The 20,384-nt window shown below is 52.8% G+C and carries 20 protein-coding genes; 18 read left to right on the top strand and 2 right to left on the bottom strand.

The genetic code is table 11. The features are described from left to right. Positions 1-32: 32 nt before the first annotated feature. The 18 genes from tssH (at position 33) to HMPREF3143_RS11710 (ending at position 18,463) form a co-directional block, all read left to right on the top strand. A complete protein-coding gene (gene tssH / locus HMPREF3143_RS11795) occupies positions 33-2,648 on the top strand; it encodes a type VI secretion system ATPase TssH (RefSeq protein ID WP_070533148.1) in 2,616 nt (871 codons plus the stop codon). A gap of 24 nt (positions 2,649-2,672) precedes the next feature. Further along, positions 2,673-4,091: a serine/threonine protein kinase gene (locus HMPREF3143_RS11790; RefSeq protein ID WP_039024227.1), complete on the top strand. Its 1,419-nt coding sequence runs from the start codon at positions 2,673-2,675 to the stop codon at positions 4,089-4,091. 231 nt (positions 4,092-4,322) lie between these two features. Next, on the top strand, positions 4,323-4,733 hold the full coding sequence (locus HMPREF3143_RS11785; RefSeq protein WP_227463224.1) for a hypothetical protein: 411 nt from the start codon (positions 4,323-4,325) through the stop codon (positions 4,731-4,733). A gap of 65 nt (positions 4,734-4,798) precedes the next feature. Continuing rightward, positions 4,799-6,718, top strand: coding sequence for a type VI secretion system Vgr family protein (locus HMPREF3143_RS11780; protein WP_070533144.1), 1,920 nt, complete (start codon positions 4,799-4,801; stop codon positions 6,716-6,718). Positions 6,719-6,731: 13 nt separating this feature from the next. Next, positions 6,732-7,211, top strand: coding sequence for a hypothetical protein (locus tag HMPREF3143_RS11775; RefSeq protein WP_252909149.1), 480 nt, complete (start codon positions 6,732-6,734; stop codon positions 7,209-7,211). 75 nt (positions 7,212-7,286) lie between these two features. Then, positions 7,287-7,841 (top strand): hypothetical protein, encoded by a 555-nt coding sequence (locus HMPREF3143_RS11770; protein ID WP_252909148.1) that lies wholly within the window; start codon positions 7,287-7,289, stop codon positions 7,839-7,841. A 3-nt stretch (positions 7,842-7,844) separates the two neighbouring features. Continuing rightward, positions 7,845-8,921, top strand: coding sequence for a hypothetical protein (locus tag HMPREF3143_RS11765; protein ID WP_070533140.1), 1,077 nt, complete (start codon positions 7,845-7,847; stop codon positions 8,919-8,921). Positions 8,922-8,996: 75 nt separating this feature from the next. Then, complete coding sequence (locus tag HMPREF3143_RS11760) at positions 8,997-9,437, top strand: DcrB-related protein (RefSeq protein WP_070533137.1); 441 nt, start codon at positions 8,997-8,999, stop codon at positions 9,435-9,437. Between the two features lie 3 nt (positions 9,438-9,440). Further along, on the top strand, positions 9,441-13,802 hold the full coding sequence (locus HMPREF3143_RS11755; RefSeq protein WP_175441121.1) for an RHS repeat-associated core domain-containing protein: 4,362 nt from the start codon (positions 9,441-9,443) through the stop codon (positions 13,800-13,802). Beyond that, positions 13,799-14,203, top strand: coding sequence for a hypothetical protein (locus HMPREF3143_RS11750; protein WP_070533135.1), 405 nt, complete (start codon positions 13,799-13,801; stop codon positions 14,201-14,203). Before HMPREF3143_RS11755 ends, HMPREF3143_RS11750 begins: the two co-directional genes overlap by 4 nt. A gap of 871 nt (positions 14,204-15,074) precedes the next feature. Beyond that, positions 15,075-15,281 (top strand): hypothetical protein, encoded by a 207-nt coding sequence (locus tag HMPREF3143_RS11740; RefSeq protein WP_045261114.1) that lies wholly within the window; start codon positions 15,075-15,077, stop codon positions 15,279-15,281. Positions 15,282-15,627: 346 nt separating this feature from the next. Then, positions 15,628-15,831, top strand: coding sequence for an RHS domain-containing protein (locus HMPREF3143_RS24825; protein ID WP_071881494.1), 204 nt, complete (start codon positions 15,628-15,630; stop codon positions 15,829-15,831). Between the two features lie 17 nt (positions 15,832-15,848). Further along, a complete protein-coding gene (locus HMPREF3143_RS11735) occupies positions 15,849-16,094 on the top strand; it encodes a hypothetical protein (RefSeq protein WP_038416206.1) in 246 nt (81 codons plus the stop codon). Positions 16,095-16,240: 146 nt separating this feature from the next. Further along, positions 16,241-16,723 carry a hypothetical protein gene (locus HMPREF3143_RS11730; protein ID WP_070533130.1) on the top strand — a complete coding sequence of 161 codons (483 nt, stop codon included), beginning with the start codon at positions 16,241-16,243 and terminating at the stop codon, positions 16,721-16,723. Positions 16,724-16,749: 26 nt separating this feature from the next. After that, positions 16,750-17,226: a hypothetical protein gene (locus HMPREF3143_RS11725; RefSeq protein ID WP_070533128.1), complete on the top strand. Its 477-nt coding sequence runs from the start codon at positions 16,750-16,752 to the stop codon at positions 17,224-17,226. A gap of 81 nt (positions 17,227-17,307) precedes the next feature. Next, positions 17,308-17,688, top strand: coding sequence for a hypothetical protein (locus HMPREF3143_RS11720; protein ID WP_070533126.1), 381 nt, complete (start codon positions 17,308-17,310; stop codon positions 17,686-17,688). 16 nt (positions 17,689-17,704) lie between these two features. Next, a complete protein-coding gene (locus HMPREF3143_RS11715) occupies positions 17,705-18,070 on the top strand; it encodes a hypothetical protein (protein ID WP_038416203.1) in 366 nt (121 codons plus the stop codon). Between the two features lie 99 nt (positions 18,071-18,169). Beyond that, entirely contained in the window at positions 18,170-18,463 is a 294-nt protein-coding gene (locus HMPREF3143_RS11710) for a YciI family protein (protein WP_038416202.1), read from the top strand. A gap of 54 nt (positions 18,464-18,517) precedes the next feature. Here the strand turns inward: HMPREF3143_RS11710 and ychF are convergent, their stop codons facing one another. Then, positions 18,518-19,612 (bottom strand): redox-regulated ATPase YchF, encoded by a 1,095-nt coding sequence (gene ychF, locus HMPREF3143_RS11705; protein ID WP_003856650.1) that lies wholly within the window; start codon positions 19,610-19,612, stop codon positions 18,518-18,520. 126 nt (positions 19,613-19,738) lie between these two features. Further along, on the bottom strand, positions 19,739-20,323 hold the full coding sequence (gene pth / locus HMPREF3143_RS11700) for an aminoacyl-tRNA hydrolase (RefSeq protein WP_023336005.1): 585 nt from the start codon (positions 20,321-20,323) through the stop codon (positions 19,739-19,741). Positions 20,324-20,384: the final 61 nt, after the last annotated feature.

The following is a 20,384-nucleotide window of genomic DNA, read 5'->3' as shown; positions in this document are numbered from 1 at the left end:
CGTATACCGAATCATTGTTAATGGAAACTAACATGTCAGAAATTAGCCGTGCCGTGCTTTTCGGCAAACTGGATACGCTGTTATTTACCTCTCTGGAAAGCGCCACTGCGTTCTGCAAGCTGCGCGGCAACCCCTATGTTGAGCTGGTGCACTGGCTGCATCAGCTGATGCAGCAGCAGGATGGCGATCTGCAGCAGGTCATCCGCCACTTTGCCCTCGACGAGCAGCAGCTGACGCGCGATATCATTGCCGCGCTGGATGTGCTTCCGCGCGGGGCGAGTTCCGTTTCCGATCTCTCCGAGCATATCGACAGCGCCGTGGAGCGCGCCTGGGTCTTCGGCTCGCTGAAGTTTGGCGTCAGCCGCATTCGCGGCGGCCATTTGCTGATCGGCATACTCAAAACCTGGAACCTGGCCAACGTGCTGAAAAGCATTTCGGCGCAGTTCACCCGCCTTAACGTCGAGGTGCTGATTGAGCAGTTCGATACCATCTGCGCCAACAGCAAAGAGACGCAGCAGGCCGCTGCCGCTGTCGACGCACCGGCGGGTGCAGTACCGGCTGCTCAGGGGACGCTGGCCCAGTATGGCCAGGACCTGACCGCCCGCGCCCGGGAAGGGAAGATTGACCCGGTCGTCGGGCGCGACGAGGAGATCCGCCAGATGGTCGATATCCTGATGCGCCGTCGTCAGAACAACCCGCTGCTGACCGGGGAAGCCGGAGTCGGGAAAACGGCGGTGGTGGAAGGGTTGGCGCTGCGTATCGCCGACGGCGACGTGCCGGAGCCGCTGCAGAACATTCAGCTGTGGCTGCTGGATATCGGTATGCTGCAGGCCGGTGCAGGCATGAAAGGCGAGTTTGAAGCCCGTCTGCAGGCGCTCATTAACGAAGTCCAGTCCAGCGCCACGCCGATCATTTTGTTTATCGATGAGATCCACACCCTGATTGGCGCAGGCGGCCAGCAGGGGACCGGCGATGCGGCGAACCTGCTGAAGCCAGCCCTGGCGCGCGGCCAGCTGCGCACCATCGGCGCCACCACCTGGGCAGAATACAAAAAGTACATTGAGAAAGATCCGGCGCTGACCCGTCGTTTCCAGACGGTGCCGGTGCACGAGCCGGACGAAGCGAAAGCCATTCTGATGCTGCGCAGCACCGTGTCGCCGCTGGAGACGCATCACCAGGTGTTGCTGCTCGACGAAGCGGTCAGCGCGGCGGTGAAGCTGTCTCATCGCTACATTCCGGCGCGTCAGCTGCCGGACAAAGCCGTGGCCCTGCTCGACACCGCCTGCGCCCGCGTCGCGGTCAGCCAGAGCGCACCGCCTGCGCAGCTGGAAGACTGCTTGCGCCATCTTGCCGCGCTGGATGTGGAAATTGAGATTGCCGAACGCGAAGCGCGCGTGGGGGCCGGTGATGCCGATCGCGTCACGGCATTACGCGCCGAACGAGACGCGTATGAGACAAAACGCGAAGCCCTGTCCCGGCGCTGGGAAGAAGAGCGCAGCCTGGTGCAGGAGATTATCCGCCTGCGCGCCGCGCTGTTCGCGGCGGGCGAAGAAGATACCGCCGAGCTGCGCGGCCAGCTGGCGGAACAGCAGCTAGCGCTGAACGCCTTACAGGGTGACGAGCCGCTGCTCTTTGCCGCGGTGGATGAAAACGTGGTTGCTGCGGTGGTCTCTGACTGGACCGGGATCCCGCTGGGCCGGATGGTGAAAAACGAGATCGACGCGGTACTCAACCTTGCCGACACGCTGAACCAGCGCGTTATCGGCCAGCGTCACGGTCTGGACCTGATTGCCCGCCGCGTGAAAACTTCGCGGGCGAAGCTGGACGACCCGAACAAGCCGGTGGGCGTCTTTATGCTGTGCGGCCCGTCCGGCGTTGGTAAAACCGAAACCGCGCTGGCGCTCGCCGAATCTCTGTACGGCGGCGAGCAGAACGTCATTACCATCAACATGAGCGAGTTCCAGGAAGCGCACACCGTCTCCACCTTAAAAGGTGCGCCTCCGGGGTACGTAGGGTATGGTGAAGGCGGGGTATTAACCGAGGCCGTCCGCCGCCGTCCATACAGCGTCGTGCTGCTGGACGAAATTGAGAAAGCGCACCCGGACGTCCACGAGATCTTCTTCCAGGTCTTTGATAAAGGCTGGATGGAGGACGGCGAGGGGCGCCACATCGATTTCCGCAACACCATTATTATTCTGACGTCTAACGTCGGCACCGAGCTGATTAGCGCCATGTGCGCCGATCCGGAGTTGATGCCGGAGCCGGACGCGTTAAGCGGTGCCCTGCGCCAGCCGCTGCTGGAGGTCTTCCCGCCCGCGCTGCTGGGCCGCCTGCTGGTGGTGCCGTATTACCCGCTTAGCGACGAGATGCTGGGGCAGATTGTTCGCCTGCAGCTCAGGCGCATTCAGCGTCGTCTGGAAGAGAATCACAGCATTATTTCTGAGTTTGACGACAGCGTGGTGGAACAGATTGTTCAGCGCTGCACCGAGGTGGAGTCCGGCGGCCGCATGGTGGATGCTATTCTGACCAACACCCTGCTGCCTCAGATGAGCCAGATCTTACTTACCGCCAGCCGCAGCGACGAACAGTACCGACGTCTGCACGTCACCTGCGAGCAGGGCGAGTTTCACTGTCAGTTTGCCGCGTAATAATCATCAAGAGAACTGTAAAAGATGACGGATAATGATAACAATCGGACTGTCCCAAACGCGCTCCCGATCGGGTACCGCTTCAACGAGTTTGAAATCAAAGAGGTGATCGGCGGCGGCGGTTTTGGCATCGTCTATCGCGCGTGGGATCACCAGCTCGAACGCACTATCGCTATCAAAGAATTTATGCCTTCCTCGCTCGCCGTACGCGGCGATGACATGACCCTGGTGCTGCGCAGCGAGCGCTTTGGCAAAGCGTTCTCCGCGGGCCTGAACAGCTTCATTCAGGAAGCGCGTCTGCTGGCGCGCTTTAACCACCCAAACCTGCTGCACGTCCTGCGCTTCTGGGTGCAAAACGACACGGCTTATATGGGGACGCTGTTTTACAGCGGTACCACGCTTTCGCGCCTGCGCGAGGAAAAGCCGGAGCTGATCAACGAAGCCTGGATCCGTCGCACCCTGCCGATGCTGTTCGGTGCGATCAAGACCATCCACGACGAAGGCTACCTGCACCGCGACATCTCGCTGGATAACATCCAGATCCAGGATAACGGCCTGCCGGTGCTGCTCGATTTCGGCTCCGCGCGCCGCACCATCGGTAACCTTTCCGATGAAACGGAAACCATGCTGCGCCCGGGCTTTGCGCCGATCGAGCAGTACACCGACGACAACGAAAGCGAGCAGGGCCCGTGGACGGACATTTACGCCCTCGGCGCCGTGCTGCGTACCCTGATTGTGGGTTCTCCGCCGCCGGTCAGCGTGGTGCGTTCTATTCAGGATACCTGCAAACCGCTGGTGGAAATCATGCCGCAGGGCTATTCCATTCCGCTGCTGCAGGCCATTGACCGCGCGCTGGCGCTGCACATGGAAGACCGTCCGCAGTCCATCGACGAGTTCGCCGCGCTGATAGAGATGCCGGTCGCCGGGATTAACGACGTGCTGACGGCGAAAAAGCCCGGCACGATGCTGGTACCGGTGGAGGAGGAACAGCCGGCATCGCTGCTCGACTGGCGTCGCTACAGGATCCCGGGCATGGTTGCCGCAGGCGTGCTGGTCGGCGTTGTCGCTGGCGCGATGCTGTTCAGCGGCGGCAAAGATGCGCCAGAGCAGGCTGCGCAGGCACCGGCAGAGACGCGTCCAACCGAAACCGCCGCGAACGCCCCAGACGTGAAGCCAGAAACGGCGAAGGTGAGCGAACCGGCGACGGCACAGCAGACGCCACCGCCTGCCGCGAGCCCTGTTGCGTTGGTCTATATCCGCATCCTCGACGGCGAAACGCTGAAAGTGAACGGCGAGCCAAAAGCGCTGCGCCCGGGAACCAACGGCTATGCATCGCTCAAGCTGCCGGCCGGTGAGGCGAAGATTGAACTGCAGGGCAACGGAAGAACGCGTGGCCAGACGCTGGATATTACCAAGCCGGGCACCTGGCTGGTGAATCCGTAGGAATATAAACAGGGGAGACTATGGAAGTGTACGATTTTAGAAGTCTTAGGCTTCATTCAAAGGAGTACGAGAAGATTGTCTCTCCTGTTTGTGCGTTTTGAATTTATTCCTAACCCGGAGGGTTGAGTTGAAGCCAATATGTGCTCCCCCATTTTTTTAAATAACAATAACGGGCGTACACAAAACAACCTCGCTCATTTAAATAGCCATCTATGGTATTTCTGGGGAAGTATGGATCTTCTCGCAATATTGCTTTATTGCGTGAATTCAGTTCGCCAGCACAGAATTCCATTCATTTCTGACGCAAAAGTGTTTAGTGATTCGTTGCATTATTATGCAGGTGATGGTTTCAGCATTTTGGTCATGCTTTTTTTTGTGCTTGACTTACTTTTATTACTCTCTTTGTGTACTTCGGCCTGTTTATTCTTCAAGCGAAAGATCGGAGCGGTTAAACTTGCCCTCGCTCAGGAATTATTTCGCTTGATTTCATTCAGATGTTCGGTCTCATTGTTCCCTCTTTTAGTAAGTATGTTTGATTTTTCAAACATCTGGTTGAATGTAGGTTTATTTGTCACATCAGAGTCACTGAAAATCTACTCTCTTGTTTTTTGGATGATCAAGAGGGAAAAGCCCCTTTCTTGAATGACGCTTTATCACAGATGCAGAACCTCTTATCTGCATCGCATAAGCTAGATGGAATAAAGATTATGCTCAACCGAATTACCGTTCAGCTCCCGGTGGAGGGGCTTCTGTTCTGGAAACTGACGGGCCGCGAGGCGATGTCCGAGTCGTTCGCGCTGACGCTGACCGTGCTCGGCACGGACGCGCGCATTGACCGCAGTAAGCTGCTGGGCCAGCCGGTCACGGTGACCATCCCGACGCAGAGCCTGCTGACGCCCCGCTATATAAACGGCAAGATTACCCGGGTGGCGGTCAGCGCCGTTGAGCTGACGGGGACCCGCTATGCGGTGTACCAGCTGACGGTGGAGCCGGACCTGTGGCCGATGAAGCGCGACCGCAACCTGCGTATCTTCCAGGGGCAGACGGTGCCGCAGATTGTGAAAACCCTGCTGGGCGAGCATCAGGTCAACGTTGAGGACAAACTCACCGGCAGCTACCGGGTGTGGGACTACTGCGTGCAGTATCAGGAGTCGAGCCTGGACTTCATCAGCCGTCTGATGGAGCTGGAGGGGATTGCGTATCACTTCCGCCATGAGGCGGACAAGCACACCCTGGTGCTCACCGACGCCGCCACGCAGTACCAGCCGTTCAGCGGCTATGAGGTTATTCCTTACCACCAGACGCCGTCCGGCGGCAGTACGGACGAAGAGGGCATCAGCCAGTGGGCGCTGGAGGACAGCGTGACGCCGGGGATTTACAGCCTCGACGACTATGACTTCCGCAAGCCGAACGCGTGGCTGTTCCAGGCCCAGCAGAACCCGGCATCGCCGAAGCCGGGCAGCATCGACGTGTACGACTGGCCGGGGCGCTTTGTGGACAAAGGGCACGGGGAGTTCTATGCCCGCATTCGTCAGGAGCGCTGGCAGGTTGAGCATCAGCAGATTCAGGCCACCGCCACGGCGGCGGGGATTGCGCCCGGGCACACCTTCACGTTAACCAACGCGCCGTTCTTCAGCGACAACGGCGAGTATCTGGTCACGGCGGCGGGTTACCACCTCGAAGAGAACCGCTACGCCAGCGGCGAGGGTGAAACTATTCACCGTACCGATTTCACGGTCATTCCGTCGGCGGTGGTCTACCGTCCGGCGCAGAGCACGGCGTGGCCGCGCACCTACGGCCCGCAGACGGCGAAAGTGGTGGGGCCAAAGGGCGAGAGTATCTGGACGGACAAATACGGCCGGGTGAAGGTGAAGTTCCACTGGGACCGTCTGGCGAAGGGCGATGACACCAGCTCCTGCTGGGTGCGCGTGTCGAGCGCGTGGGCGGGCCAGGGCTACGGCGGGGTGCAGATCCCGCGCGTGGGCGATGAGGTGGTGGTGGACTTTATCAACGGCGACCCGGACCGTCCGATCATTACCGGTCGGGTGTACAACGACGCGAGCATGCCGCCGTGGGCGCTGCCGGCTGCGGCGACGCAGATGGGCTTTATGAGCCGCACAAAAGACGGTTCCGTGGACAATGCCAACGCCCTGCGGTTTGAGGATAAAGCGGGTGCAGAGCAGGTGTGGATCCAGGCCGAGCGTAACATGGACACCAGCGTTAAAAATGATGAAACGCACAGCGTCGGCGGAGCGCGCAGCCATTACGTGAAGAAAAATGAACTGCATCGCGTGGAAGCGAATCAGACCCAGGCCGTGAAAGGTGGCACCGAGATCCTGACGGGGAAAGGTAAGCTGGATGCGGCGGTGGAGCAGTATGTTATCGCTTCCGGGACGAAGCTGCGGTTGGTCTCTGGTGAGAGTGCCATTGAGCTGAATGCTAACGGCAAGATTAACCTCATCGGCAAAGAGTTTAACTTCTTCGTGGAAGGGGATGGGTATATCACCACGGGCGGTAAGCTGCATCTGAATACCTCGGGAACCAAGCCGGGCACGACGGCACCGGGATCGGGGCATAAGGGGGATATTGATGCGGCGGTGCAGGCGAAATTTACGGCCAAAGATTAGTAAAGCAGGTGCGGTGCTTATCGCGTTACTAACGACGGGAATGGCTGGAGGAGACGCGCAGAAAAAGGATCTTTGGATGTTCATTTCCGGGATGAGCGCATCGCTTAAGACGTTATCCGTTACAACCCTTAGTAATGCGCCGTTATCGTTTAAGATGACCAGGCAAAATGAATATATCAATTTCTACAATGCCGACGATATCAAACTCGCTGATGGGACGAACATAACCGCAATTGAGTTACGTTTAAGCAAAGATAACGACGGCATGGCGCCTTTACTGAATTTTTCACCCTCCTCAGGTCAATGCATAACGCTTGATACCGTTAAAAAGCGCTATCCGCAGTTGAGGTTAACTGATTATCCGCGCGGCCGTTCGGAGGACGAAGTGACCAGCTATACAGCCCGAAAAGATATGAATGGACAAAAGGTGAGCTTCAGTTTCACCGTGAAAAATCCTCACTGTCTGGGTTCAGTCGTCATTAGCGCAGACTAAGAAATACTGCACTCATGTCCTGGCGGTTTCTTCAGGGTGATAACTGCAATACACATTCAATAAATGACGATTAACGTGAAAAAACACACGCCGATATTTCTTTGTTCCATCCTGATGTTTACCTGTCTCGGCAGCAATGTGGTTTTGGCTCAGGTAATGCCTCCCGTTCTGACAAAACGGGACTTTTCTGTGCAGATCAAAGACCAGCCTGTCGCATTGGGCGACCGATGGTCTCCTGATAGTGCCGGTAAAATTGATGTGCCGTTGGAAGGCAACTTTGTCGGTGAGGTTTCTTTTGACGGAACGAACTATAAATTCTACCAGCATCAAAGGGCTGGGTTAGAAATATTCAGTTCCAATCTCTGGTGGGATAAAGCTGAACGAAGCGTTGATGATTATATCGTGTCGCAGGTTACGCTGACTGCCGAAGACTTCGCAACGCCGCGGGGTGTCCATGTGGGTTCAACAACCAGAGAGCTGAACAACGCATACGGCAATGGCCTTGTTGAAAATGATTCAGGGACCCAGTGGGTTTCCTATGCGTTGGGTAAAAAAGTACTCTCTTTTGAGATGAAGGGCGGCAACGTTGTGAAAATAACAATGAATTACGATAATGGTTCTTCAGAGTAAATTATGTCCAATAAACTTTTAGCATTCGCATTGTGCGCGGCTTTATTGGCTGGCGTCGTTGAAACCTCTACGGCACTTGAATTATCGCAGTACAATAAGCTCGATACGGTAAGTCGCATCGTTAATGATAGCGAAGTGACGGACATTCTCAGGAAAACGCTGGGAAATCATTACCAGGCCTTTATTGATAACTTTGATGTCTTTGGCGAACCGCATACCACTCCAGGTGGAGGATTGTTTGTTGAGGGCTGGCTAGAGGATCTCTACCAGGAGAATGCCTCAGCGCTGGTTATCAATCCTGACGGCAGAATTTTCGCGGCCTGGGTGGTTCCAGAATCAAACGTTATCCATTACCAGTCATCTGATAATAGTCAGCCGATTAATGCCGATATTCAGCAATGGGCCGCCAGGTTCAATACGATGCAGTTTGCAGCGAACAGCCAATCGAGACCTGCGTTTGACGGGGTTTGGGCAGGCGGGGTTGGCAACGACTCGGCGTTAACCCTGCAGTTAGCTGAATCAGGCAACCGTATCACCGGGTCTTATTGCTATATCTCCCAGAGAGGAAACCGCATCGACTGCCCGGAAGATGATGAGCGAAATCTTAGCGGTACGATCGCGGGAAACCGTGCGAACGTTGAGTTCAACTCATCGTTTGGCGGCGCAGGCGGACGGGCTGTTCTGGAAATAAAGGGGAGTGAGATGGAATGGCGTTTAGTTACTCTTCCTCAAAAAGGAAATTATTATGCTCCGCAGCGTTATACGTTACGTAAAGCCGCTTCGGTTCAAAACGCTGAAACCAGAAAACTGGACACCGAAAGGTTCGCTATTTCTCTTATAAATAAGTGCGGTCATTTTGATAGCGAATGTGATCAGATGGTCTATCTCGGCGTGCGCAAAAGCGATAACAGTACGATCTCCTTAAGGGGAAAAACGTTGCACGACTCCGCAGGTAAAATAATCGGCTCAACCTACAAGAATGGCGAGATCGCTTATACCGTGACGTATGCACCCGTGAAATTGGTTGTCAGCAAAGGCAGCCATGTTTTAGTCGAACAATCAGGTCAATGGCGTAAATAATAAAACAGCCAGCCAAAGGGCCAACATGGATTGGCCTTTTTGTTTCTCTCAATATTAATCATCCCGAGTTCACTTATGAAATACACCCTCCAGGAAGGTTCATTTTCCCTTTTTCCTACTGCCTGGCAGGATAACAGCATGAACATTATTCGCGATGACGAAAGCGGGCTGTCCGTGGTGGTCAGCCGCGGCGTGATTCCCGATGGCAGCGACTACGAACAAGAGTTTCACCGCCAGTGGGATGTGTTGCGTCCTCAGATGGGTGAGATCGCCCAGAGCGAATTCCGGAACGTAAACGCCGGGCCTGACGGAAAAATTAGCGGACTGGAAGTCGAGACCACCTTTGACCGTAACGGACAGCGCCTGTGGCAAAAACAGCTGGCCGTGCAGACGCCGGGCAAACCGGTATTGATGATTTTTACCCTCTCGGCATTAAGAGCCTTTACCGAAGAGGACGAGGTGCGCTGGAGCGCGCTTAAGCAGAGTCTGACGCTAAACGACAACCGGAATGTGTAAGGCATGAGCGATAACAACGCGGCCCGTAAGGGCGACGAGATTATTCACTCCAGCATTTTTGCTGACATCACCAGCATCGTGGCGGAAGGTGCCGCCTATGCGGTGATCGGTGCGGCAGTGGGGCTGGCGGCTACGGCCGCCGCGCCACTCCTCGGTGCCGGAGCCGCCGCAGCGGGCGTGGCGGCGATTGGGTCCAGCTGTCTGTTAAGCGGGATTATCGGTGGCGTGCTGGCGAACGTGGCGGGGATCACCGACGATATCAGCAACGCCGCGGAAGGGTTAGGCAATGCGCTTTTCCCGCCGTCACCTGCGGGTAAAATCACCACCGGTTCGAACAACGTTCTGACCAACGCAATCCCTGCCGCCCGCGCGGCGGGCACGCTCACGCCCGCCGATACCCCGTCCCCTGAGCCGCAGTCGCCGGGCAGCTTTGCCGATTACGCGGGCATGCTGCTTTCCGCCGCCGGACAGTTTGGCAGCGAAATGTGGCAGCCGAGCGTGGCCTCAGCCGCCGCGGGAACCTCGCCGCTGGAAGAAGATAAGGTGGCGTGTGAAAAACACTCCGGGCCGCAGTATCTGGCGGAAGGCTCCAAAAGCGTCTTTATCAACGGGCAGCCCGCGGTGCGTGCGAAAGATCGCACCACCTGCGAAGGCACCGTTTCCGACGACGTCTCCCCGAACGTGATCATCGGCGGGGACACGCTCACGATCCGCGATATCAAAAGCGGTAAAACACCGGGTCTGGCGCTGGGGATGATTGCGCTCTCCCTGCTGCGCGGGCGTCCGGGCAAGATCCTGAAAAACATGCCATGCGCGCTGGCCGCGGCCGGCGGCGGGATGCTGGCGGATATGGCGGTCAACGCCGTGTTTGGCTCCTCGCACCCGGTCCACGCCGCCACTGGCGTGAAGGTGCTGAACGACGACGATGAGCTCGACTTCTCGCTGCCGGGGCGCTTTCCGCTTCGCTGGCAGCGTAGCTACAACAGCCTGACTACCCGCGAAGGGCTGTTCGGCCTGGGCTGGGCAACGACTTTTGACAGCTATCTGACGCTGGAAGATAACCATGCGACCTGGTTCGACGAAACCGGGCGCGAGCTGAGCTTTGAACTGCCGCCTGTCGACCGCGCGTTTTACAGCATCAGCGAAGGCATCATTATCCGCCGCAATGAGAACGGCGACGTGGCGATTGCCGACGATGACGGTGCGGTGTGGCGTCTGTACAAACCGACCCGTATGAATCCTTCTATCCTGCGTCTGGCCTCCCTTAGCGATGAATACGGCAACGCGCTGCTGACTGCGTGGGACGAGCACGGCAGGCTGATTGGTATCCATGATGAGCCGCGGGCCATCGACGTCACCCTGCGCTATGAAGATGAGCGCTTCCCGCTGCGCGTTACCGCAGCCAGCCATTTCGACGGCAACCAAACCTGGCCGCTGATGCAGTGGGGCTACGATGCGCGCGGCCAGCTGGCGAGCGCGACGGATGCCTCCGGCGTGGTGACGCGTGAATACCGTTACAACGACCACGGCCTGATGGTCTGGCACCGGATGCCGGGTGGGCTGGAGAGCGAATACCGCTGGCAAAAATTCGACCACTGGCGCGTGGTGGAAAACCGCACCAGCACCGGCGACGGCTGCCGCTTTAGCTATGATTTAGCCGCCGGGCTGACGACCGTCGAACACTACGACGGTCAGACGCGCCGCCACTACTGGAACGCGCAGAATCTGATTGTCCGCTACGTAGACGAGCGCGGTGAAAACTGGCGCTACGAGTGGGATGATAACGAGCTTCTCACGCGTCGCATCGATCCGCTCGGCAACGCCGTCACCTTCGTCTACGACGAGATGGGCAACCGGGTGCAGGAGACCGATGCCGACGGCAATACCCGCACCACCACCTGGCTGGAGCACCGCGCGCTTCCCGCGGCCATTATCGAAGCCGACGGCAGCGCCACCCGGTTCTGGTACGACGAACATCACGGGCTCAAGCGCGTGGTGAACCCGATGGGGCAGACGACGCAGCTGCGCCGGGACGCGTTCGGCCAGGTCGTGGAAGAGGTCGATGCCGCTGGCAACAGCCGCTACCAGGAGTACAACGAGGCCGGGCAGATTGTCCGTTCGACGGACTGTTCCGGGCGTATTACCCGCTATCGCTATCATCCGCTGGGCTGGCTGGTGGCTGAGACAGCCGCCGACGGTGAAGAGACGCGCTACCGCTACGACGCCGCAGGGCGTCCGGTACAGCTCGACCGCCCGGAAGGCTGGACGGAATCGCTCAAATGGAACGAACGTGGCCTGCCGGTGAAGCATGCGGGCGCCGACGGGAAAGAAAGTGAGTTCAGATACGACGAGGCGGGGCGCTTAACCGCCACCCGAAATACGCAGGGTGAAGAGGTGCGCCGCAGCTGGGACAGCCGCGGGCGTCTGATTGCCCTGGAAAACGAGAACGGCGAAGCGTATCAGTTCCGCTGGGGGCCAGACTCGCTGCTGCTGGAAGAGGTGGGGCTTGATGGCGTGGCCTCGCAGTATCGCTATGATGCCTGCGGGCGCACGATTGCGCGCACCTTTGCCGCCGGTCATCCGGAGGCTATCACCCACGCCTTCGCCTGGAGCGCGAGCGGCCAGCTGATCGCCCGCACCACGCCGGAAGGGCAGACCCGCTACCATTACACGCCGTCCGGGCTATTAAGCCGGATTGGTCTGCATCCTGCGCTTTCAGCCGACGCGTGGACCACCGAGGCAGAGCAGGAACTTGCCTTTGAGTATGACGCGCTTGGTCGCGTGACGCGCGAAGCGGGCGAGCACGGTGAGCTGGCGTGGGAGTATGACGCGCTGGGCAACCGCACCTCCGTCACGCTGCCCGATGGCCACGAGCTGAAGCAGTTCTACTACGGCAGCGGGCATCTGCTCAGCATTGCGCTCGATAAGCTGTCGGTCTCCGACTTTACCCGCGACGAACTCCACCGGGAGACCAGCCGCACCCAGGGGCTGCTGACCACCCGCAGCGAGTACGATCGTCTTGGGCGCCTGCACCGCCGGGACGTCTTTACCGGCAATGCGCAGCGCCCGTCGCCGCGCCGCTGGTCCCGCCGCTGGGATTACGACTACCGCAATAACCTGGTGCGCGAAGAGCGGGACGATAACCCGTTCAGCTGGTACCGCTGGCAGTACGACAGCGCCGGGCGCCTGCTCGTTCAGGACGGCACGCTGCCTGGCCAGGAGCAGTGGCGCTGGGATGCAGCCGGTAACCCGCTCGAAGGATCTGTTGAGAAGGTCACGCACAACCGCCTGACGCAGCTGAACGGCATTCGCTGGCGCTATGACATCCACGGCCGTACCGTGGAGAAGGATAACGGCCAGACCCGCTGGCACTACCGCTATGACGGCGAGCATCGCCTGACAGAGGTCATCAGCCAGCCAAGGGACCGCAACAGGCCGCAGACGCAGGTCAGCTTCCGCTACGATCCGCTCGGTCGCCGCATCAGCAAAACGCGCCGCCAGATGCTGGGCGGACAGCCAACCGGCAAGCCGGTCACCACCCGGTTTGTCTGGGAAGGGTTCCGCCTGCTGCAGGAGGTGCACGGAGATGTGCCGCTCACCTACGTTTACAGCGATCAGGACAGCTACGATCCGCTGGCGCGTATTGACGGCGTTGATGACCATGAAATCTTCTGGTTCCACTGCCAGCCGAACGGCACGCCGGAGCGGATGACGGATATCGAAGGGCAGGTGCGCTGGGAAGGCGTGAACAGCGCCTGGGGCAAGCTGCTGCGGGAAAGCGAGACGCAGGTATCAGGATATTCTCAGAACCTGCGCATGCAGGGGCAATACCTGGACCGTGAGACAGGCCTGCACTACAATCTGTTCCGGTATTACGACCCGGACTGCGGAAGGTTTACGCAGCAGGACCCGATAGGGCTGGCGGGGGGAATAAACCTTTACCAGTATGCGCCGAATGCGCTGGGGTGGGTGGATCCGTGGGGGTTGTCGCCTTGTAAGCCCGATAAACATCTACCTGATGCGGAACCTGGGCAATATAATTACAGGGGTATACATAAAGACCATCCCGAATGGGAAAATGCACTTAATGGTAAGGTAATTCCTGGGGATGTTCATTCATCAATAACTCCGGAGCAACATAACTTCGGAGGGGTATCCAGCATCAGCCCCTATACTTCGTGGACAGATAGTCCAGATGTAGCTAGAGGCTTCGCAGGGCCTGATGGGGTCATATTGAGAGTCAAAGTTGGTGCTCCTAAGCCTGGCGATTCTTGGTCGTGGGAGTATTCTTTTGATGAATGGATGGAACGCGAAATCTTACTTAAAGGAATTCGAAGTGGCGATGTGGAGGTATTCCTACCATGATAAATGATAAACTTATTGAGTATGCACGAGAAAAAATACCGGATGAGTTTCGTTCTTATCTAAATGAAAAGAATAATCTTCAATGTGCATCATTTATAAGTAGTACTCAAAATGAATTGAGAATAATGAAAGCGCATAAAGAAAATACTAAATTTTCAGGGTTGAAAGTTAATGGTCTTGATGATTTAATCATTGCCCTTGAAAATTTTGAAAAGGAAAATGTATTCGTAATTAATATCCGAAGTAAGTTGTACTCGTTCAAGATTTATTCAGATGAAAATAATAATACTTTACTGGGTGTTATTATCCTTAAACTTAAAAAGAAAACTGCAGAGGAAATTCGATTTGGCCGAGAAATACTTGGTATTACGACACCACCCCCTGATATAGAAGATGATTAGTCAGTTTTAATTTTGATTGCATACAATTTCCCCGGCGTGTGCATGCATAGCATTCTGGCATGTATTTGTGCTCGCATTCATCTTTGAATTATCTATCCAATTAAAACATCACCTCTATTCATTATATCTATAATTAATTCTGATTTGTTGCGTTTTAATTAAGGTTTTGATGAAAAATGAAAATAACTAATCAGCTGAAGAGGAAGTTATTGGTCCTGGATGGTATAGATAATGACTTTATAAATTATGGCGCAGAAATAGCATGCCCTGAATGCGAAGGCATAATAGTCTATTCCATGGTAAACTCATATGAGTTTGACACGCTCTCTGAAGAGGTAAAATGCTTTTTGGTTAAGAAAATGAGATGCGTGAAGCTTGTTAGTGAATATAATAAATATAACTACGATGAAAGCCAATTAGACGCTTCGAAAAACATTTGTTCAAAGTGTTTGAAAGCGACAAGATTGATATTCTGCCAGAGGAACCATGATAAATTTACAATCTTATAATGAAGTGTTAGATTTCCTGGAGCTGTTTTTTTCATAAATATACTCTTGATTCTAATTGTTTGCAGGATATGCAATCTATTTTAGATGATTGTCGAAAAGAAAAAATGGTGGCTATTCGAGCTATAGACTCATGTTTTATGGAATATAGGCGAAAGACTCAAGATTATAGAGTCCCTACTCATGAGGAACAGGAGATATGGAAACAGTTGTTCAATATATGGCAGTAAAATATTAAATAAAAATGGCTGGATGGGTTTTTACTTAATATCCCGTATTATTTTGCTAAGGTTATGCTATTACCATCGGTGTCAGGAGGTAATCTTTTTTTTCGAATGTGTTATTAAAATTCAGGAGTAAAATGAATGACAGTGGAAAAGTTACGAAAGAATCTTGTTTTTTTAATAAAAAAATATGTTCGGGAAAGTCAACAGGAAGCATTTTATGATGACATATCAAAGCCTGATGTGCCAGTGAAAGGTATTTTAGCTGACTTTAATAAAGTCAAAACAAGAACCGTTGATGAAGCGGATGGAGATTTGATACGTGATATTTACTTTTATTTTTGCTAACTAATAGTTATACGGGGAATTGATTTTTTCAGGTTGTTTATTATGTTTGTTTTTTTTATGGGAGGTGAGTAGGTTGATGCATGGGGAAGGGTAAATGACTCTTGACTCGTCCCAATCCTTACCCTCCCCTATGAGGGACATTAGAAAAATATTAATTACAGATTTTATTTTATATATCACGCATTATGCTGATTTCCTTCTTTTAACTTTATTCAAAACCTGTTCGCCGCTGATGATAATCCGTTCGAAGGGCGATTGAAAAAATTACCCATAACCGCCTGCTGCAGGAGGTGCACGGGGACGTGCCGATGACCTAAGTATACTGCGACCAGACAGTGATGACCCGTTGGCACATGCTGACGACGTTAATGCCCCAGAGATCTTCTGGTTCCACTGCCAGCCCAACGGCACGCCAGAGCGGATAATGGATATCGAAGGGCAGAAGCGCTGGGAAGGGGCGAACGGAGCCTGCGTAAGCTACTGCTGGAAAGCGAGACGCAGATATCCGAGTATCTCCAGAATTGGATGTGCCAAACAAACCAGTGTATGAAATCAGGGATGCCTATCATGAATTACGATTCATATAATGAAGTACTCGATTATCTCAGGTTTTTTTTCAACGAAAGAGTGGATTCATCAATTTATTTAGAAAAACTAATGACTTTGATTGAAGGATCTCGCACTGAAAAAACGGTGATAATAAGAGCAATTTATGAAACGTACATGCAGTATGTAAAACAAAGTAGAGATGGCATAAAAATTAACGCTGAGGAAAAAGAAATGTGGATTGACTTATTGCACCATTGGCAATAAGACTTTATTGTTATGCGGGTGTCATTGTAAATGGTTATAATAAATATAATTTGTACGCGGAAAATGCTCCTCATATGGATGTTCTCATGTTGAGTCGATTATATTATTAAGATCTTGTCAGGCAATAAAAAGTAAATCAGGACAAAATGATTGAATTAAAATTTAAACCGATTACAGGTGAACTAAATCTTGATGATCTGCCTTTGGAAATTGATACTGAAGAAGGCTTTTGTAAGTGTGATTTATACCGCGAATTAGTAAAGCACAAAGCCGTTAAGAAAACCATGCCAAATCACTACCTTGTTGACTCAGCAGTGTTTTCCGATAAAGAATTTCAAGTTACTATACGCCCAGTGTGCTATGGTTTTCCTTTTATGCTTCATCTTGTTGATAAAAACAGTCAATACTATAAAGCATTAAATGATTGGAATGCTCGAACTAATATTCACATACTAAATGAATCAGTAAAAAGTTTGTCTGATTGGCTGAAAGAATCACTAAACCTAGACACGCCTGATACCATGGAAACAGACATCATTAGGTGGAACTTTGCGTGGGGGCGGGTTTCAGTCTCATATGAGACAAAGTCGTTTAATCATGGGATATATATAGTTTGGAATATAACGTAGTCACTTCCAGACAAGGTTGTTTAGATATGTTAGAAATGAAACTTGATGTTCATACTGGATTAGTAGCAATTAACAACTACCCAATCGAATTAAAAGATGTTGATACTTTTAAAAATTCCGCATTTTACAAATTCTTCTCGCCATTGGCTAAAATAGGTCCTTATTATTTCGCTATCGATAATATTAAATGGAAAGATCAAATTTTCATTTTGGAACTGAGGCCCTCAGCATTTTCTTTTACTCCATCATTATTCCTTACTAGTAAGGATGGAAGTTTTTATAAAACGCTAGAGGATTGGGATAAAAGGGCTAGTCTGAGTAATTTATCGGATGAGCAGCAACGCTTGACAGCCTGGGTTGAGAGTGAAATAACCTCAAAGCCTAAACTTAAAATTACAACCCCCCCATATGGAATTCAATGGGAGCATGAATGGGGAAGTATTGTTGTACAGTCTAATGAAAAAAGCTTCGATTGTGGTATTTATATCGAATGGAATGTTTGATTAAACAATGTTATTAATTAATAAAACCCCTCATTTTCTTCTCGCCTTACTTTTTTATTAATAAAGTTAAAATCTAAAAAAATGAAAATAACTAATCGACTGAAAAAGAAGATATTAGTCCTGGATGGCATTGATAATGACTTTATAGATTATGGCGCAAAAATAGCATGCCCTGAATGCGAGGGTGTAATAGTCTATTCCATCGTAAACTCATATGAGTTTGACTCGCTCTCTGAAGAGGTAAAATACTTTTTGGTTAAGAAAATGAGAGGAGTGAAGCTTGTTAGCGATCATAATGAATTTAGCTATGATGAAAGCCAATTACATGTTTCGAAAAAAGCATGTTCAAATTGTTTAAAAGAATTTTCTACTGTATTAACGTATAAAGAAGTGCAGCCAGCCCGATACCGGGTATATCTTGTGGGGCTTTTTGAAGGTGATTTGAAACAGATCAAACTTTAAACGTTGAGGTTTACCAATGATTGAAAATCTCATTTTTATTAAAGAAAATGACCTGGTTCAATGGGTATGTGGTGCAAGTAACATACTGGTTAGTATGCCGTTTTTAGACTATGCAATGGTCGACTCAACTCGCCAGTTAGTCTTTACGTTAAGCGAGCCAAAGCCATTACCAACCGTTTTGACCATCTTCAATGCGCAGGGCGAAAAACTATTTTGGTCTGCACCTCCTGAAGGCGCATTTTTCTATTACTTAACTTTCAACCTGTCAAAGGAAGTGGTTGTGGTCTGTAGCTATGCGGAAAAGCAAAACGGCTGGCATGAGTGGTTTTATTCCTGGGATATGAAGCGTAATGCTTTGTCTCAATTGGGCCCAGCGTATTAACATCAAAAGCGCCAAAAAACGATAACAATAACCGGTAGCCAAAGAGGGCCGAATAAGCAGTTCCAACAAGCGGTTTAAAACAGAGCTAAGAGGCAAACGATGAGTACGGTTTACATTGTCATATTGACCTATATCAAACCCCTTGAAGAGGTTGACGCAGCGATACCTGCTCATGTGGAGTGGCTAAAAAAGGGGTATGCAGAGGGGATATTTCTGGCATCGGGTAGACGGATCCCAAGAACCGGTGGAGTCATACTCGCTAAATGCGAGAGTCTGGTCTCTCTTGAAGAGCGCTTGCGCGAGGATCCCTTTCAGGCGTTGAAGCTTGCGACTGCCGAAATCATTCCCTTCGAACCCAGTATGAAGGCAGAACTTTTAGACAATGTGTTTTGACCCCCCAATAAAAAAATCCACGGCAAAGCGTGGATTTTTTTCATTCAAAACCAATCAAACGTTAAACAGGAAGTTCATCACATCGCCATCTTTAACGATGTAATCTTTCCCTTCAGCACGCATCTTGCCTGCTTCTTTCGCGCCTTGCTCACCCTTGTAGGTGATGAAGTCTTCAAACGCGATAGTCTGCGCACGAATAAAGCCTTTCTCGAAGTCGGTGTGGATCTTACCGGCCGCCTGAGGCGCAGTCGCACCCACAGGGATGGTCCACGCACGCACTTCCTTCACGCCAGCAGTGAAGTAGGTCTGCAGGTTCAGCAGCTCATAGCCCGCACGAATTACGCGGTTCAGGCCCGGCTCTTCCAGACCCAGCTCGGCCATGAACTCTTCACGGTCGGCGTCGTCCAGCTCGGCGATGTCGGATTCAACGGCCGCGCAAACCGCAACAACCACAGAACCTTCCGCCGCGGCGATTTCACGCACTTTGTCCAGGTACGGGTTGTTCTCGAAACCGTCTTCGTTAACGTTGGCGATGTACATGGTTGGCTTCAGGGTCAGGAAGCTCAGGTATTTGATCGCCGCTTTGTCTTCGTCAGTCAGGTTTTTCAGCGCGCGCAGCATGCCGGCGTTTTCCAGCTGTGGCAGGCATTTTTCCAGCGCAGCCAGTTCCGCTTTCGCGTCCTTGTCGCCGCCTTTGGCTTTCTTCTGCACGCGGTGAATCGCGCGTTCGCAGGTGTCGAGGTCAGAGAGCGCCAGCTCGGTGTTGATAACGTCGATGTCGTCAGCCGGATCCACTTTGTTGTTAACGTGGATGATGTTGTCGTTCTCGAAGCAGCGCACAACGTGGCCGATCGCTTCGGTTTCACGAATGTTGGTCAGGAACTGGTTACCCAGACCTTCACCTTTGGATGCGCCTTTTACCAGGCCCGCGATGTCAACGAATTCCATGGTGGTTGGCAGAATGCGCTGCGGCTTCACGATTTCCGCGAGCTGGTCCAGACGCGGATCCGGCATTGGCACAACGCCGGTGTTAGGTTCGATGGTACAGAACGGGAAGTTCGCCGCTTCGATACCCGCTTTGGTAAGCGCGTTAAACAGGGTGGATTTGCCCACGTTTGGCAGACCGACGATACCGCATTTGAATCCCATTTCTAAATCACCTTAATATCTTGATAATCAATCCGTTAACGATAACCGATTGATGAAAAGTAAATAACTACGCCTATTATACACGTAACCCGCATGACGCGCGGTAAAAAAGCCGTATTGGGCGGATTATTGCGCTTTGAAAGCGTGTAAGCGGTTTGTCGCTTTGGTTAAGCCGTCTTTCAGCCAGATTTCCGTGCAGCGCGCCGCTTCGTCTACCGCCTCGTCAATCAGTTTCTGTTCGGAAACCGGGGGCTTACCGAGCACGAAACCGACAACTTTGTTTTTATCGCCCGGATGGCCGATTCCCACGCGCAAACGGTGGAAATTCGGGTTATTGCCCAGCTTGCTGATGATGTCTTTAAGACCGTTGTGACCACCGTGCCCGCCGCCCAGCTTGAATTTTGCCACGCCAGGGGGAAGATCAAGCTCATCGTGGGCGACCAGAATTTCATCCGGATTGATGCGATAAAACGTTGCCATCGCCGCCACGGCTTTACCGCTCAGGTTCATAAACGTGGTGGGGACCAGCAGGCGAACATCCGCGCCAGCAAGGTTGATACGTGAGGTATACCCGAAGAATTTAGGTTCTTCACGCAGGGGAGCACGTAACCGCTCGGCCAGCAGATCGACGTACCATGCCCCGGCATTGTGGCGGGTAGCCGCATATTCTGCGCCCGGGTTGGCGAGGCCGACAATCAGTTTAATCGTCACGATTCAATTCCTAATGGGTTCCAGAGCTGGCGCGTAGTTTACTGTCTGGCGCGCCGCTTGA

The sequence above is a fragment of the Enterobacter sp. HMSC16D10 genome (assembly GCF_001807145.1).
Lineage (GTDB): Bacteria > Pseudomonadota > Gammaproteobacteria > Enterobacterales > Enterobacteriaceae > Enterobacter > Enterobacter roggenkampii.
This window is presented reverse-complemented; position numbering and strand designations above follow the sequence as displayed.